At 41.7% G+C, this 15,658-nt stretch carries 15 protein-coding genes; 10 read left to right on the top strand and 5 right to left on the bottom strand.

Annotation, left to right across the window (positions count from 1 at the left end):
• Positions 1 to 768, top strand: a complete 768-nt coding sequence (locus tag BLQ87_RS24710; protein ID WP_074611606.1) for a GLPGLI family protein — start codon at positions 1 to 3, stop codon at positions 766 to 768.
• On the opposite strand, the gene BLQ87_RS24705 is transcribed toward BLQ87_RS24710, so the two are convergent.
• From BLQ87_RS24705 to BLQ87_RS24695, 3 genes are all read right to left on the bottom strand, one after another.
• The gene (locus BLQ87_RS24705; RefSeq protein WP_074611605.1) at positions 765 to 1,460 is read right to left on the bottom strand and encodes a response regulator transcription factor; all 696 of its coding nucleotides are present in this window, start codon (positions 1,458 to 1,460) and stop codon (positions 765 to 767) included. The two genes, BLQ87_RS24710 and BLQ87_RS24705, sit on opposite strands and share 4 nt — an antisense overlap.
• A complete protein-coding gene (locus BLQ87_RS24700) occupies positions 1,460 to 3,304 on the bottom strand; it encodes a sensor histidine kinase (RefSeq protein ID WP_074611604.1) in 1,845 nt (614 codons plus the stop codon). The genes BLQ87_RS24705 and BLQ87_RS24700 overlap by 1 nt, the downstream gene beginning before the upstream one ends.
• Positions 3,305 to 3,951: 647 nt before the next feature.
• Positions 3,952 to 4,317, bottom strand: coding sequence for a DUF3127 domain-containing protein (locus BLQ87_RS24695; protein WP_073231935.1), 366 nt, complete (start codon positions 4,315 to 4,317; stop codon positions 3,952 to 3,954).
• Between the two features lie 72 nt (positions 4,318 to 4,389).
• Between BLQ87_RS24695 and BLQ87_RS24690 the strand changes: the two genes are divergently transcribed.
• The 6 genes from BLQ87_RS24690 to BLQ87_RS24665 all read left to right on the top strand — a co-directional run bounded on the left by BLQ87_RS24690 (position 4,390) and on the right by BLQ87_RS24665 (position 9,515).
• The gene (locus tag BLQ87_RS24690; RefSeq protein WP_074611603.1) at positions 4,390 to 5,571 is read left to right on the top strand and encodes a THUMP domain-containing class I SAM-dependent RNA methyltransferase; all 1,182 of its coding nucleotides are present in this window, start codon (positions 4,390 to 4,392) and stop codon (positions 5,569 to 5,571) included.
• 101 nt (positions 5,572 to 5,672) lie between these two features.
• Complete coding sequence (locus BLQ87_RS24685) at positions 5,673 to 5,936, top strand: helix-turn-helix domain-containing protein (RefSeq protein WP_074611602.1); 264 nt, start codon at positions 5,673 to 5,675, stop codon at positions 5,934 to 5,936.
• A gap of 62 nt (positions 5,937 to 5,998) precedes the next feature.
• Positions 5,999 to 6,646 carry an HD domain-containing protein gene (locus tag BLQ87_RS24680; RefSeq protein ID WP_074611601.1) on the top strand — a complete coding sequence of 216 codons (648 nt, stop codon included), beginning with the start codon at positions 5,999 to 6,001 and terminating at the stop codon, positions 6,644 to 6,646.
• Between the two features lie 34 nt (positions 6,647 to 6,680).
• Positions 6,681 to 7,706 carry a sensor histidine kinase gene (locus tag BLQ87_RS24675; RefSeq protein WP_074611600.1) on the top strand — a complete coding sequence of 342 codons (1,026 nt, stop codon included), beginning with the start codon at positions 6,681 to 6,683 and terminating at the stop codon, positions 7,704 to 7,706.
• 145 nt (positions 7,707 to 7,851) lie between these two features.
• A complete protein-coding gene (locus tag BLQ87_RS24670) occupies positions 7,852 to 8,493 on the top strand; it encodes a DUF47 domain-containing protein (RefSeq protein WP_069379321.1) in 642 nt (213 codons plus the stop codon).
• 11 nt (positions 8,494 to 8,504) lie between these two features.
• Positions 8,505 to 9,515, top strand: a complete 1,011-nt coding sequence (locus BLQ87_RS24665; protein ID WP_074611599.1) for an inorganic phosphate transporter — start codon at positions 8,505 to 8,507, stop codon at positions 9,513 to 9,515.
• A 72-nt stretch (positions 9,516 to 9,587) separates the two neighbouring features.
• On the opposite strand, the gene BLQ87_RS24660 is transcribed toward BLQ87_RS24665, so the two are convergent.
• Complete coding sequence (locus tag BLQ87_RS24660; protein ID WP_074611598.1) at positions 9,588 to 10,952, bottom strand: carboxypeptidase-like regulatory domain-containing protein; 1,365 nt, start codon at positions 10,950 to 10,952, stop codon at positions 9,588 to 9,590.
• The gene (locus BLQ87_RS24655) at positions 10,945 to 11,523 is read right to left on the bottom strand and encodes an RNA polymerase sigma factor (protein WP_074611597.1); all 579 of its coding nucleotides are present in this window, start codon (positions 11,521 to 11,523) and stop codon (positions 10,945 to 10,947) included. Before BLQ87_RS24655 ends, BLQ87_RS24660 begins: the two co-directional genes overlap by 8 nt.
• A gap of 98 nt (positions 11,524 to 11,621) precedes the next feature.
• Here BLQ87_RS24655 and BLQ87_RS24650 point away from each other — a divergent pair, with 98 nt between their 5' ends.
• The 3 genes from BLQ87_RS24650 (at position 11,622) to BLQ87_RS24640 (ending at position 15,641) form a co-directional block, all read left to right on the top strand.
• On the top strand, positions 11,622 to 13,514 hold the full coding sequence (locus BLQ87_RS24650) for a vWA domain-containing protein (RefSeq protein WP_074611596.1): 1,893 nt from the start codon (positions 11,622 to 11,624) through the stop codon (positions 13,512 to 13,514).
• The gene (locus BLQ87_RS24645; RefSeq protein ID WP_074611595.1) at positions 13,501 to 14,277 is read left to right on the top strand and encodes a DUF4197 domain-containing protein; all 777 of its coding nucleotides are present in this window, start codon (positions 13,501 to 13,503) and stop codon (positions 14,275 to 14,277) included. Before BLQ87_RS24650 ends, BLQ87_RS24645 begins: the two co-directional genes overlap by 14 nt.
• Positions 14,278 to 14,390: 113 nt before the next feature.
• Positions 14,391 to 15,641 (top strand): DEAD/DEAH box helicase, encoded by a 1,251-nt coding sequence (locus tag BLQ87_RS24640; protein WP_074611594.1) that lies wholly within the window; start codon positions 14,391 to 14,393, stop codon positions 15,639 to 15,641.
• Positions 15,642 to 15,658 lie beyond the last annotated feature (17 nt).

The following is a 15,658-nucleotide window of genomic DNA, read 5'->3' as shown; positions in this document are numbered from 1 at the left end:
ATGAAACAGCCACTAATTTTACTTTTCCTCCTATTTGGATACACGCTTACACAGGCCCAGAATGTACGGTTTACCACAGACGGGGTTATTGAATTTGAAAAGAAGACCAATATGTATGCCCTCATTAAAAAAAGCATCAACAAAGACAACTCTTCCTATATGCAGACTGCTTTTGACGCGTATAAAAAAAATCAGCCTCAATTCAAAATTTCAAAAAGCACACTTGCTTTTTCAAAAGACAGAACCCTCTTTACCCCTATTAAAGAGGAAATTTCAAGAGGATTTTTTGGAGATGATCCGACTTCTTCACAGAACAATACCATTTTCACAGACCTTGCAAAATCCAGCTTTATTGCTCAGAAAAATGTATACGAAGAAATCTATCTGGTAAAGGACAGCACCAGAAAGATCAACTGGAAAATAACGGAAGAAACCCGGGAAATTGCCGGATATGAATGCAGGAGGGCTAATGCTATTGTGCTCGATTCTGTTTATGTGGTCGCTTTTTACACCGATAAGATCCCTGTTTCCGGTGGTCCGGAATCATTTAGAGGATTACCGGGAATGATTTTGGGGGTAGCCCTTCCACATGAGAATGTATCCTGGTTTGCGACCAGTATTAAAGACCGGCCGGTAACAGAAGCAGAGCTAAAGGCTCCTGCAAAAGGAAAACAAATGAACAATAAAGGATTGATGGAAACCATTCAATCCGCCTTAAAAAATTGGGGTGACTATGCTCAGGTTGCACTAAAGGCTTTCAGCCTTTAGTTTACCAACAGTTTATATCCTTTTCCATGAACATTCAGGATTTCTACCTTAGGGTCTTCCCTAAGGTATTTCCTTAGTTTACTTAAAAACACATCCATGCTGCGCCCGTTAAAATAGTTGTCATCATGCCAGATGCTCAGTAATGCTTCCTCACGGGTAAGTACTGCATTTTTCTTTAAACACAACAACTGTAATAACTCTGCTTCTTTTGTGCTGAGTTTTTGCTGCTGTCCTTTAAAGTGAATCAACTGAGTGGTATAATCAAAAGTATAATCACCAATCAGGAAATGTGTTTCCACCGGACTTGCCTCTGCACCTTCTTTTGCAGAAACCCTTTTCAGTAAAGCATTGATTCTTAAAAGCAATTCTTCAATCCGGAAAGGCTTGGTAATGTAATCGTCGCCGCCAAGATCATAAGCTGAGGCTTTGTCTTCCATCATCGCTTTGGCTGTGGCAAAAATGATTGGAATGTGCTGATTGATTTTCCTGATCTCCTTACCCAGCGTAAATCCATCTTTCTTAGGCATCATGACATCCAGAATACACATGTCAAAATCCTGCTTTCCAAAAGCCTTCAATCCCTCTTCACCATCCACACAAAGGATTACGTCAAATTTACCTTTCAGTTGCAGGTAGTCTTGCAAAAGCAAACCCAGATTCGGATCATCTTCTACCAATAGAATTCTTTTCATTAGTTATGGTTTAGCGGTAATATTATTTCAAATACAGTGCCTTTATCTTTTTCGCTATGGACCTTAATTACCCCATTCATTTGTTCGATGATGTCCTGTACATAGTTCAATCCGAGCCCGAATCCTTTTACATCATGTAAATTTCCTGTCGGCACTCTATAGAACTGATCAAAAATACGCTTAGTTTGCTCCTTAGTCATCCCGATACCATTATCGGCAACTTCAATGACCAGGCTCTTTCCCGTATTTTTTGTACTTAGGGTAATTTGAGGTGCATTCGCACTATATTTATTGGCGTTGTCAATCAGGTTATAAATCACATTAGAAAGGTGAAGCTCATCCGCATAAATGAGGTCTTGTGTGGCATCCAGATGCAACTTAATCTCCGCCTCCCTCTTTTGCAGCTGCAGGCTCATACTGTCTACCACCACCAGGATCAGGTCGTTGATATTTAATTCGGTCTGCTCCAGTTTCAATTCTTTCTTTTCCAGTCGTGCAATGCTCAGGACACGTTCAATATGATTTCCAAGGCGTACATTTTCATCATAGATGATTCCTGCAAGCCGTTTCACCCGATTTTTATCTGCAGTAATCTCCGGATCTTTAAGTGCTTCACTTGCAATCATAATCGTAGCCACGGGCGTTTTAAACTCATGGGTCATATTGTTGATGAAATCGGTTTTCATTTCCGAGATCTTCTTTTGTTTTAAGATGGCATAAATGGTATAGGCAAAAATAAAGATCAGAACTAGCAGCAAGCCCGCCGAGGAGCCCATTGTAGCACTTAGGTTCCCCAGAATCAAAGAATTCTCATTGGGAAAGTTCACATACAACATTCCGGGATCACGAAAAACATCATTGCTAAATAAGGCCATTTTATGCACATCGGCAGGAACTTGTTCCACGTAAGAATTGGAGACCCTTCGATATAAAACAGAATCTTTATTGGCCAGTTTTACCCAAAAATTATATTCCAGCTTAATATTGCGGTTCAGCAACTCATTCCTGATCAGCGTATCCAGGACATCCCTTTGCACCCTTTCATTAATAGGGATGTTCTCCTGCCTCATTTCCTTGGCCACATCTTCCAGATAATTCAGGCTATTGGCTTTGATGATGACGGTATCTGTGAGCAGGTCTTTGAAAGCCCGTTGAAACTTCTGAGCTTCAATTTCATCTTCACTCTTAAATTTTGCCGCCATTTCAGGAGAAACCCGGGGTAGTGTAATCAACAAAGGTTTACGGCTAAAGGGGTTAAAAGCCAGGTAACGGATGCTATCGGGAAGGCGGTCTGCGGTCACTTTAAAGGTGACTATCTTTTCGGGAATAGGAACATAAGTCTGATTGACATTTGCGGTAACGACATTTCCGGATTTATCTACTCCAAAATTCATATCCACCTGTAAGGGTGATTTCTTGTCATCATCCAGCGTTGACATCGATACAAACTCTTTTTCTGTAATAATCATTGGCCGGACATAGTTGTTCCGGATCACACTATCCTGCATATTCAGATCAGCAATGATCTTTTTCTGCTGTTCCAGTTTTCTTAACTCTTCTTTTTCTTTATGCTTTTCCTTAAACTCGACCAGTATCTGGGCTTTATCCCTAAGCTCTGTCTCCCTTTCTTCTCTTAGCTGATCGTCCTTTTTATTGAGATGACTCGCAGCGTATCTTTTCTGAACTTTATTAACAACTGCATTTAAAGCCTGGGTAACGTCCTGTTCAAAAAGCTGCGATTTAAGGTTATAGGCCTCCCTTATGTAATACAATTGCATTACAAATACACCAAGCAAGGCTATGGTCATTAAGGCGGTTATTAACCAAAGGCTTCTTTTCTTCATTACAGGATATTCAAAAATAAATAAGGATTAACAGAAAAATGCTTATTTAACACTTTTTAACACAGGATTTGACGGAGAGAAGCTACAATTTAATGCAAATACCCGGAAAAACGGCATTGAAGTAATGTGATTTCATTAAAGTATTCCGCTCAGACCTAAAACTTTTTCAGTATCGGAGATAATGGTCAGCACAAATCCATCTAACTCATCTGGAATTCTTAAGAAAAGATGGAAGCCTAAAAAGTACAAAACAAAGGAAAACCAAACTTGTATAACCCGATCAGGAATAACAAATTTGCATGTATAGTCAATTTAAAATTAATTCAATAACCTGTATAGCCATACACGGATAAGACAAGGTTGGAACTGCTTTTTTGGTACCTCGTTCTGACCTCGGTCTAAGCTCGGTCTATACTCGGTGCTAACTCGGTCAGAAGCATGTTAAAGGCGGGTAAGCAACGCGCTTGAACCGGCCTTAATTCCTTCTTCTTCCGAAGCAGTTTCCAGCCCCTCCCTTTTAAGGTATTTAACAATAAAAGCAGCCTTGCTGAACAGGCTGCTCCGGAGAAAATATTTGTAAAAAATAAAGGCTGTCCGAAATGATCGGACAGCCTCGTTTGGTCAATTTGTTTATTTAAAAAAGATCTTTAGAAAGGAAGATCATCTTCCTCGCCCGGAGCACTATTTAAATCAGCTGGTGGCGCATATGCCGGAGTTGCTGCTGCAGCTCCTGGAGTAAGTGCGTTGATACGCCATACCACTAAACTGTTAAAATAAGATGTTTTTCCGGCTTTGTCAGTCCATGGACGACCGCGTAAGTTAAATGAAACTTCTACATCATCACCAGTTTTTAGGCTATCAAATAAAGCTGTTTTATCTTGTAAAGCCTCAAACCTGATGTATTCAGGATAAGTAGGGTTTTCTGCATATTCTATAATCAGGTCACGTTTCTTAAAAGTCTCACTCACCTGTTGTAATGCACCAATTTCATGCACTTTTCCTTTTATTTCCATAACAATTACTGTTTTATTCTCGTACGAAGTTCAAATCTCTATATTTTTATTGATAACTTCGCACAATAAATTATGCAAGTTTTCCACACAAAAAGCAAGGTTATCTTAACCTGCAACAAGCGACTATCGCCATATCTACAGGAAGAGGTTAAATCCCTGGGCTACACTATTGTTAGGGATTTCCCTACAGGGGTAGAGCTGAACATTACCCTCACTGAATGCATTAAGTTAAATTTGAACTTAAGGTGCGCCAGTCAGATTTTATATTGTTTAAAGAGCTTTAAGGCCAATAACCCGGAAGAATTGTACCGGGAGCTCCTGGATATGGAATGGGAAGAACTGATTGATTTCTCGGGATATTTCTCGGTGACATCAAATGTGGATAACCCAACGATTACCACTCCGCTTTTTGCCAATCTAAAAGTAAAAGATGCAATCGTTGACCGCATTAAAGAGAAGAAAGGGATTCGTCCGAATTCAGGATCTGATGCCAATAAAGCGGTGGTCCATTTATACTGGAAAGACAGTGAAGCAGATATATTTATCGATACTTCAGGAGAAACGCTGGCAAAACATGGCTACCGTAAAATTCCGGGTAAAGCACCAATGCTGGAAGCCCTGGCTTCCGGTGTCATCATGAGCAGTCAGTGGGATCAGAAATCTCCTTTTGTGAATCCGATGTGCGGTTCAGGAACCCTGGCCATTGAAGCGGCATTAATTGCTACCAACCGCAGACCGGGACTATTTCGCATGAATTACGGCTTTATGCATATCCTTGGATATGATGAAGAAGTGTTTTTCGCAGAACGAAGAATCCTGAAAGAGCAGGTGATTAAAAATATAGACCTTCAGATCATTGCGACCGATCTTTCGGAAGATGCTGTTGATGTGAGCCGTAAAAATGCAAAAACAGCCGGTGTAGATACACTGATTACTTTTGAAGTTTGCGATTTTGCAGATACACAAGTTCCCGAAGGTGGTAAAGGCGTGGTTCTATTTAATCCGGAATACGGAGAGCGTTTAGGAGTACACTCCAAACTGGAAGCAACGTATAAACGAATGGGCGATTTCATGAAACAGGAATGCAAAGGTTATTTCGGCTATATCTTTACCGGAAACCCTGATCTTGCAAAAAAAATCGGCCTTAAAGCCACCAGAAAATTAGAATTCTATAACGGAAAGCTGGACTGTCGTATGCTGGAATATGAGTTGTACGATGGCACTAGAAGACCGGAGCCAAAAGAAGCAGAATAACAGCTTCAAATAAAAAAAGATTTTTTTATTTTTTTTGAAATCCGTACCTGTTTAGTTTTCGTATGTACTTCTGCATATACGAAAACTAAACTTCCCAACCTATGAAAGAGCGCCTCGAAATTAACGTCAGGGACATTCCCGGTAATATTAAAAAAGTCAGGAAAATCAAAGCCTTAACCCAGGACTTCCTCGCTGCAAAGCTCCACATTTCTCAGAATGCCTATAGTAAGATTGAACTTGGGCATAGCAAACTAACTGTAGAACGCCTATATCAGATTTCCGTCATTCTGGACGTGCAAATGAATCAGCTCATCAATTTTAAAGCATCGGACTTCACTGGCAGGATACAGCTCGTCCCTGGATAATTCTCCACACCAGCGTCTTTTTTGGATCAATTCAGATACATTTGCTTCAAATACAAAATCTGATGAACTCCATTATTGACAAAACCATATTGTTTGTTAAAGAAACCTTGTCGGGCGCAGAAGCCGGGCATGACTGGTTTCATATTGAGCGTGTTTTTCTCAACGCCCAACACCTGAATGAAACAGAAAAAGGTGATGAACTTGTCGTTGCCCTTGCCGCCCTGTTACACGACATTGCCGATTCAAAATTCAACAATGGGGATGAAGAAATCGGCCCGAGGATTGCGGGAGAGTTTTTAAACAGCCTTGGTCTGGAGCCTTCACTGATTACTCATGTGCAGCAGATCATTAAAAACCTGAGCTATAAGGCTAGTCTGGGGAAAATCAATTTCCATTCCAAAGAGCTGGATATTGTACAGGATGCAGACCGCCTGGACGCCATCGGTGCCATCGGTATCGCGAGGGCATTTACTTATGGAGGCTATAAAAACAGGGTATTATATGATCCTGAGATTGCGCCTAATCTACACATGAGCAAGGAAGAATATAAAAATTCCAGCACGCCTACCATCAATCATTTTTATGAAAAGCTGTTAAAGCTGAAAGACTTAATGAAAACAGAGAGCGGAAAAAAAATTGCTGCCGGGCGCCATGACTTTATGTTACTTTATCTGGATCATTTTTATAAAGAATGGCAGGGAAAAATTTAACCTTGAATTTAAATCTAAATTGTAAATTGCCTTCATGAAGTTAAGCGTCCTCGTCCTCATTGCTGCTTTTGCAGTCGGCCTTTCCATTGGCCTGGTGAATTTCTACTTTCAGCAGAGCTGGTATTTTATGCTGGTTTCTTTTGCGGTGTCCTTCATTACCAGTTTTATTGTTTTTTACTACCTCCTGGAGAAGTACATCTATTCCAAGATCGTATTGATTTATAAGCTGATCCACAACTTAAAACTTGGAAAAGACCTGAAGGATGCTTTAGGAGAATATGTGAGCTCCGATCCGATAAACGACGTAGAGCATGAAGTAAAAGAATGGGCAGGTGCAAAAAAACGGGAGATTGATATCCTGAAAAAGCAGGAACAGTTCAGAAGAGAATTTCTATCCAATGTTTCCCACGAGTTTAAAACACCGCTGTTTGCCATACAGGGATATATAGAAACTTTACAGGATTGTTTAATTGACGACCCCGAAATGGCGACTAAGTTCCTTAAAAAGGCAGAAAACAATGTAGAACGGCTAAGCTACCTGATCAACGACCTGGATTCGATTTCCAAATTGGAAACCGGGGAAATTCCGATCAATTATGAGAAGTTCGACTTTGTCCTTCTGGCTAAGGAGGTGATGGAAGGGCTGGAAGATAAGGCAAAAACCAAGGAGATCAAGATCTCCTTCAAGGATAAGTATACCCACCCTGCTTATGTGAAAGCCGACCGGGAGAAGATCAGACAGGTAATGATCAATCTGATTCAAAACTCCATAAAATATGGTAGGGAAAATGGTTCAACGGCGATAAAAATCTTTGAATTGCACGACCAGTACCTTGTGGAGGTGACTGATGACGGGATTGGAATTGAAGAAAAACACTTGCCCCGCTTATTTGAGCGTTTTTACAGAATAGACTCTCACCGTTCCAGACAGGAAGGTGGTACAGGATTAGGGCTCGCGATCGTAAAACACATCCTGGAAGCCCACCAACAGATCATCTCCGTAAGGAGTACCCTGCAGATCGGAACCACTTTTGCTTTTACACTCGAAAAGATTGGTTAACAGAAACAAAGCTTTTTCAAAATAACTTAACACTTAACATTAACTTAACATTACACTCATACTTTTGTAGCATATTTTATAAGTAGGATGGGCTAGGCGCCATGCGGGTTTCATCTGACAATTAAAACAAAATATAATATAACAGATGAATAGCATTTTTAAGTTCTTCACTCCAAGAGACAAAAAATTCCAGCCTTTATTCGAACAGGCAGGCAGCAATGTATTGAAAATTTCTGAAGCCTTATTGCTTGCCTTAAGTGCAACTGACCTGGAAAAAAGAAAAGAATACATCAAAGAAGTGGAGCGTCTTGAGCACGTTGGTGACGACATTACCCATTCAATTTTCTTAGAACTAAGTAAGAATTTTATTACTCCTTTTGACAGGGAAGACATCCATGCACTGGCAAGTGCGGTTGATGACATTGCAGATTATATTCATGCTTCTGCGAGCAACATCGAACTGTACAACATTGTTAACATTGGTGATGCAATGATCAAACTTGCAGAACTTTTGGTAGAGATGTGTACCGATTTGGACAAAGCGATTAAAGAATTAAGAAGCTTCAAAAATATCCGCGTTATCGCTGATGCTTGTGTAAGAATCAACAGCGGTGAAAATCAGGCTGATTATGTAACAAACCTGGCAATCGCCCGTTTGTTCGAATTTGAAACCAACGCAATTGAACTAATTAAACAAAAAGAAGTGCTGCAGACCTTAGAAATGGCTACAGACAAATGTGAAGATGCAGCAAATGTGTTGGAATCTATTTTGGTAAAGAACGCTTAAACCTTCAAAAAATGGTAACTACCTTATTGGTTGTTGTAATTGTCCTGGCAATTGCCTTCGATTATATTAATGGCTTTCATGATGCCGCAAACTCTATTGCAACAATTGTATCAACGAAAGTATTATCCCCATTCCAGGCAGTGTTATGGGCAGCGCTCTTCAATTTTGCTGCATATTTTTATTTTACGGATCATAAAGTAGCCAATACAATTGCTAAAACGGTTGTGGAAAATTTCATCACCCTTGAAGTGATTCTTGCCGGTCTTTTAGCGGCCATCACCTGGAATTTATTTACCTGGTGGTTTGGTATCCCTTCCAGTTCATCGCACACCCTTATTGGTGGTTTTGCGGGTGCAGGTATGGCTAAAGCAGCAACGGTTGGTGCTGGAGTGATGTCGGCAATTAACCTTGCCCCGATCCTCAAAGTGGTGGCCTTTATCGTGCTCGCCCCGGTGATCGGGATGGTGATTTCCGTGATTATATCCATTATTATCCTTCATATTTCCAAGAATGCAAGGCCTTCAGTTGCGGAGAAGTGGTTCAAAAGACTGCAATTGATCTCTTCTGCGGCTTTAAGTTTTACACATGGCGGTAATGATGCCCAGAAAGTAATGGGAATCATCTACGTATCTATGGTGGCCGCAAACGTCCTTAAAACAGGTGATGCCATGCCGGAGTGGATCCCAATCTCCTGTTATGCAGCGATTGCATTAGGAACCATGAGCGGTGGTTGGAAAATCGTTAAGACGATGGGTTCAAAAATCACCAAAGTAAATGCTTTTGAAGGTGTGGCTGCAGAAACTGCAGGTGCAGTAACTTTAGGGATCACAGAACATTTTGGTATTCCGGTTTCCACTACACATACGATCACAGGATCTATTGTTGGGGTAGGCTTATTGAAAAGAGTATCGGCGGTACGCTGGGGAGTAACGGTAAGTTTATTATGGGCATGGGTATTAACCATTCCTGTTTCAGCAACACTTGCGGCACTTGTTTATGCGGTGATTCACTTGTTCTTTTAGACTCCAGGTTAGCAAAAATATAACATAAAAAAACGGGATCAACTGATCCCGTTTTTTTATGTTTAAGGTTTTCTAAAAGACCATGCTAAGGATTACCCGATTAGTTGGGTTGGCTGGGACCTTCCATTTCGGACCATCCAGGACTAACCTTATTGCTTCCTCATTGTAAGCCTCATCAATTCCGTTTAAGACTTTAATATCTGTTGCCTTCCGATCAGTTCCAACGATAAAGCTCAGTTCAACCTGACGGTTAAGAACAGGTGCTGCGTTGAATTTGCTCTTCCTTCGGATATACCTTGCCCATTTGTTCCAGCCTCCGTCAGGAAGGGAAACACTTTCTTTATGATCAGTGATTTGTACTCCTGCCACTTTCCCCGACAGTACGTTTCCTGAATTTTCTGCCTTGATTCTATTAGAATCCGCTGTCTTTTTGCTGCGTTGAGCGGCATTGGCGGTCATCACAACTTCAGCCAGGGCCGAAGTACTTTCAGCTAAACGGATATTCATGGGTTCATTCAGCTGCGCAGGGATCACCTTTGCATTAAAGCCAATATAATTCAAGACTACTTTTTCACCTTTAATATTGCTGTCTGCGGGGATTCTAAACCTTCCCTCTGCATCCGTGAACGCAGCTAGTTTTGTTCCCTCCACCGTCACGGATACGCCTGATAATGGCAGCCCGTCACTTGCTGAGGTTACTTTACCAGTCAACACAAGGGGACTAATCAGTTTTCCAAGCGCAGCATTCCCGAGTGGTGTTTCTTTCGCGGCAGAAATGGTTGTAGAACTATAGGTTACCGATTTTTTTTGAGCCGGCGCCGCATAGCCCACTACCACAACTTCGTTCAATGATTGAGGAACCGCATCTGCAGCGGGTACCGGCGCAACTTTTGCTTTCCTGTTCGCCGCATAAGTATTGGTTTTTGCAGCACGCACTGCCCGGTCTATTTCTACTGTACGCGGATCCACATCCGAATTTTCAATTTCCGCGGCATCTTTTTTAGGATCCGTCTTTAGTTTAGCCAATCCGTCTGTTACGACAGGCGGAGCAGGTTCAGGAACAACAGGCACAATGGTCACATCCACCGATTTCGGCTGTTTAGCCAACTGATTCTGGTGTGCCGTTTCCTTCATCCAGAAAACAATACTTACCGCGATAAACATAACTGCCGCTGTAGCAGCAATGCTTAGCCTTTGCCAGGTAATTACCTTTGTTTTCTTAGACTCCTGCTGACCGGCAATCCTTTCCTGTAATTGTTTCTGAAGCAAAGAGATGGATTGCAAAGAACGCTTAGGTGACGCACTCAGTCCGGCCAGTGCCTCTGCCACGAAAGGATCTTCAAGCGCTTCACGCTCTACCCTGTTCATGGTTTTAGCATCCAGCTTACCATCAAGATAATCTTCTAAAACTCCTATATCTAACCAATCGTTATTCACTGCTGTTTTTTTCTATACAAATTTTCAAGTTCCTTTTTCCATTCTGGATATAACTCTTCACTTTTACCATTTCATAACCGGTAATATCCGCCACTTCTTTATAACACTTTTCCTGCAAATAGAACAAATCTACGCTTAACCGCTGTTCTTCAGAAAGTGTTTCCATACACCTTTCCATAACGGTAAGCTTCGTTTCTTTTGTATCATCCATATCAAGATGCACAAATTCTGTGTTTTCCACAAAAGTATCTTCCAGAGAGAGTGTTGTATTTTTGGAATTTTTACGGATGGCCATTAAGCAATGGTTCCTCGATAGGACATGAAGCCAGCTTTTGAAGTTCTGTACTTCATGAACTTTGAGCTTGGTTACCAGCTCTTCAAAGATCTGCATTACCGCATCTTTGCTTTGCTCTTCATCCTTCAGGTAGTTCAGACAAACCCCAAATACCAGGTGCATATACTTATTGTACAGCTGACCCAATACCTCCAGATCGCCGCTGATTTTATATCGGGCAATTAAAGTAGCATCGTCCTGCTCCTGGATTCTGGTATTATTTTTTATAAACTTCAATGGGTGTCCGGGACATAATTCGCTCAAGTATAAAAATATTTTCTGATACTGGTATGGAAATTCTTTAAAGCTTACATCATTCCTAAAAAAAGGAAATTATGAAAAAGCTATTACTTCCCATCTTCGTTGTCCTATTTCTATTCGGATTTAAGGCCACAACTGTAAAAACAATTCAGGGTATTGTGACCGATAAAAGTGATGGATTGCCACTTCCGGGAGTACAAGTTCAGGTCGCCAAAACAAAAAAGGGCGTAGTTACAGACCTGCAGGGTAAATATACCATCGCAATGAACGACGACGAACTTCAATTTTCTTATGTAGGATACAAAACGCAGAAAATAAAAGTAGGGAATAAAGCCAGGATTAATATTGCACTGGAAGCAGACCACCAGTCCTTAAATGAGGTGGTGGTTATGGGATACCAAAACCGGGCAGAAAAGAAGATGGTGACCGCCAGTGTGATGACAATCGGACAAAACAGTGCTTCCCCAGCTTATGGCATTAGCAGGAGCGTCTATACCGAGCCCAATACAGAAAGCTATGCTGCCATCCAGGAAAATGCTTTTCATAATCCTGATCAAACGCCTTTGTCTACCTTCTCTATTGACGTAGATGCCGCTTCCTACAGCAATGTCCGCCGTTACCTGAACAATGGAGGATTGCCGCCTAAAGATGCGGTAAGGATTGAAGAAATGATCAATTACTTCGATTATGATTATCCTCAGCCAAAGGGAAACGATCCGGTGAACATCATCACCGAAATCTCCACTGCACCATGGAACAACAAACATAAACTCGTACAGATTGGCCTTCAGGGAAGAAAAATGAAAACAGAGCAGCTTCCTGCATCGAATCTTGTTTTTCTGATTGATGTATCGGGTTCTATGGCCCAGCCGAATAAATTACCTTTGCTCATTTCTTCATTTAAACTCTTAACCAATCAGCTTCGCGAAAAAGATAAAGTAGCCATCGTGGTTTATGCAGGTAATTCCGGACTTGTACTGCCTTCTACACCTGGAAACCTTAAAAACACCATCAAAGAAGCGTTAAATAAACTGAGTGCAGGCGGTTCAACTGCAGGCGGACAAGGGATTGAACTGGCTTACAAAATTGCCAGTCAACATTTTATTAAAGGCGGCAACAACCGGGTAATCCTTGCCACAGATGGGGACTTTAATGTCGGCGCGTCCAGTGATAAAGATATGGAGCAACTGATCGAAGAAAAAAGAAAATCAGGTGTTTTCCTAACCGTTCTTGGCTATGGAATGGGCAATACCAAGGACAGCAAAATGGAAACGTTAGCCGATAAAGGCAACGGCAATTATGCGTATATCGACAACATCACTGAAGCCAGGAAAGTATTGGTGAATGAGTTTGGCGGTACCCTGTTTACCATTGCAAAGGACGTGAAGCTTCAGGTAGAATTTAATCCGGCCAAAGTACAGGCTTACCGGTTAATCGGATATGAAAACAGGCTGTTACAAGATAAAGATTTTAATGACGACCGTAAAGATGCAGGGGATCTGGGCTCGGGTCATACCGTTACTGCCTTGTACGAAATCATTCCTGTTGGGGTTCAAAGCTCATTTAGCCCTTCAGTTGATCCACTGAAATATCAGGAAAACAAGAAAAATACCAGCAAAAACAACAGCCCTGAAATGCTGACGGTAAAGCTACGTTATAAACAACCTGATGGCGACAGCAGTAAACTGCTTCAAAAATCGGTCATTGACGCTTCAAACCTCTTTGAGGGAAGCAGCAACAATTTTAGATTTGCTGCCGCCGTAGCAGAGTTTGGCATGTTGCTCAGACAGTCAGATTTTAAGCAAAATGCCTCTTTCGCACAAGTGATCAGCCTTGCGGAACAATCAATGGGAAAAGATACGGAGGGCTACCGTTCCGAGTTTTTGAAATTAGTGAAGTCTTCTCAGTTATTGGCCAAAGATTTGCTTACTATTGAAGACACAAAAGACCATAATGAAAAAAATTAGCATTTATTTGATCGCTACCGGCGTAATTAGTTTGAGCAGCATCACCGTACATAGCCAGTCGAAGTTCGAAAAGATTTTGAAAAAAGTAACAACCAAGACCGGCAGTACCAGTACCACAAAAGGCAGCACCACCGCAACAGGAACACCAACGGCCTCAGAAATGGGCTTTGGAATAAAAGAAGCGCTGGAAATGGGCATCTCCAGAGGTACGGACCTGCTTTCTGCAAAAGATGGCTTTTTAGGAAATGCAGCCGTAAAAATTCTGTTCCCTCCTGAAGCGCAAAAAGTAGAAAGAACATTGCGTAGCATTGGGATGGGTTCACTGGCAGACAATGTGATTCTTAGCCTGAACAGGGCTGCTGAAGATGCAGCAAAAGAAGCGAAGCCGATATTTGTCTCTGCGATCAAACAAATGACCATCACTGATGTGACCAATATTTTATTGGGACAACAGGATGCGGCGACCAACTATTTTAAAAGAGTAACGACTTCCCAGTTGATGGAAAAATTCCAACCGGTAATTACCACCAGTCTGAACAAAGTAGGTGCAGTGAAATACTGGGGAGATGCAGCGGGTCAATACAATAAAATCCCGCTTGTAAAACCAGTGTCGACAGACCTTTCCAGCTATGTGGCACAAAAAGCAATTGATGGAATGTTTATCCAGGTGGCTCAGGAAGAGCTTAAAATCAGGGGAAGCCTTGGCGCCAGGTCAACACCTCTTTTACAAAAGGTATTCGGCTACGCTGATCAGAAAAAATAAGGCCTGCATGGGCTTATAATTTAATAATCAAGCCCATGCAAGTAAAAAACATTATATAAGTAATGAAATAAAAGGTTACTTTTATAGGGTAATACTAACAACATAGAAGTATATTGGATTTCAAAGATTTTAATTTTAACCCCGACTTACTAGAGGGTTTATTAGCGATGGGTTTTCGCAACGCTACGCCCATCCAGCAAGAAGCTATTCCGCTTATCCTAGATAAAAAAGATTTAATTGCCTGTGCACAAACAGGTACGGGAAAAACAGGCGCTTATCTGTTGCCAATCATGAACATGATCAGCCAGACAGAGGATCGTCATAATAATACCCTGATATTAGCACCAACCCGGGAACTTGCCCAGCAAATTGATTTGCAGGTAGAAGCACTTTCCTATTTCACCAACATCAGCTCCTTAACGGTCTATGGTGGTGGGGATGGCATCGCTTATGAGCAGCAAAAACGCTCTATGCGCGAAGGAGTAGATATCATTATCGCCACTCCGGGACGTTTGATCTCTCACCTTTCTTCGGGCTTATTGAAACTGGATCAGCTTCAGCACCTGGTATTGGATGAAGCAGACAGAATGCTGGACATGGGCTTTTATGATGACATTATGCGCATTGTAAGCTTCCTTCCGGAGAAAAGACAAACGGTATTGTTTTCCGCAACAATGCCTCCTAAGATAAGAACCCTTGCCGGCAGATTGCTTCAGCAGCCTGAAGAAATCAGCATTGCGATCTCTAAACCTGCAGCAGGAATTAACCAACAGGCCTACCTTGTTCATGATGCCCAGAAAGTAAAGCTACTAACGGAGCTGATGAAAAATGTAGATTTTCCGAGTATCCTGATCTTCGCGTCGACAAAGGAAAAAGTGAAAAATCTGGGTAAGGTTTTCCGTGGATTAGGATTTAAAGCGGAAGCTTTCCATTCTGACCTTGGTCAGAAAGAACGTGAGGCGATTTTGTCTGAATTCAAGAACAAAAGGGTTCCTGTCCTGATCGGAACAGATGTACTGTCGAGAGGAATTGATGTGGAAGGAATCAGTCTGGTGATCAACTTTGATGTTCCTCACGATCCGGAAGATTATATCCACAGGATTGGAAGGACAGCCAGAGCAGCAACCACCGGTACGGCGATCACCCTGGTGAACGATAAAGACAAACGTAAATTTGCGAACATTGAAAAACTGATCGATAAAAAGATCGATAGGATGCCGCTTCCTGAACATCTTGGAGAAGCACCTGCCGATACCCCGGCCAGTGCCTCAGCAGAAAAAAGATACGACAAAAAGAAACCGCAGCGCAAATTCTGGAAGAAAAAGCCAAAAACTGCAGGCGCCACAGGCCCGGCTAAAGAATAAACGCTAAAAATAATAGC

Source organism: Pedobacter steynii (assembly GCF_900103665.1).
GTDB classification, from domain to species: domain Bacteria; phylum Bacteroidota; class Bacteroidia; order Sphingobacteriales; family Sphingobacteriaceae; genus Pedobacter; species Pedobacter steynii.
The sequence above is the reverse complement of the archived record's forward strand: the minus strand, read 5'-3'. Positions and strand labels throughout refer to the sequence as shown.

Bases quoted from the DNA above. Each gene is read 5' to 3' on its own strand.
- BLQ87_RS24705 (WP_074611605.1), bottom strand. From the start codon at position 1,460: ATGAAAAGAATTCTATTGGTAGAAGATGATCCGAATCTGGGTTTGCTT.
- BLQ87_RS24685 (WP_074611602.1), top strand. From the start codon at position 5,673: ATGAAAGAGCGCCTCGAAATTAACGTCAGGGACATTCCCGGTAATATT.
- BLQ87_RS24680 (WP_074611601.1), top strand. From the start codon at position 5,999: ATGAACTCCATTATTGACAAAACCATATTGTTTGTTAAAGAAACCTTG.
- BLQ87_RS24700 (WP_074611604.1), bottom strand. From the start codon at position 3,304: ATGAAGAAAAGAAGCCTTTGGTTAATAACCGCCTTAATGACCATAGCC.
- BLQ87_RS24645 (WP_074611595.1), top strand. From the start codon at position 13,501: ATGAAAAAAATTAGCATTTATTTGATCGCTACCGGCGTAATTAGTTTG.
- BLQ87_RS24695 (WP_073231935.1), bottom strand. From the start codon at position 4,317: ATGGAAATAAAAGGAAAAGTGCATGAAATTGGTGCATTACAACAGGTG.
- BLQ87_RS24650 (WP_074611596.1), top strand. From the start codon at position 11,622: ATGAAAAAGCTATTACTTCCCATCTTCGTTGTCCTATTTCTATTCGGA.
- BLQ87_RS24690 (WP_074611603.1), top strand. From the start codon at position 4,390: ATGCAAGTTTTCCACACAAAAAGCAAGGTTATCTTAACCTGCAACAAG.
- BLQ87_RS24665 (WP_074611599.1), top strand. From the start codon at position 8,505: ATGGTAACTACCTTATTGGTTGTTGTAATTGTCCTGGCAATTGCCTTC.
- BLQ87_RS24675 (WP_074611600.1), top strand. From the start codon at position 6,681: ATGAAGTTAAGCGTCCTCGTCCTCATTGCTGCTTTTGCAGTCGGCCTT.
- BLQ87_RS24710 (WP_074611606.1), top strand. From the start codon at position 1: ATGAAACAGCCACTAATTTTACTTTTCCTCCTATTTGGATACACGCTT.
- BLQ87_RS24670 (WP_069379321.1), top strand. From the start codon at position 7,852: ATGAATAGCATTTTTAAGTTCTTCACTCCAAGAGACAAAAAATTCCAG.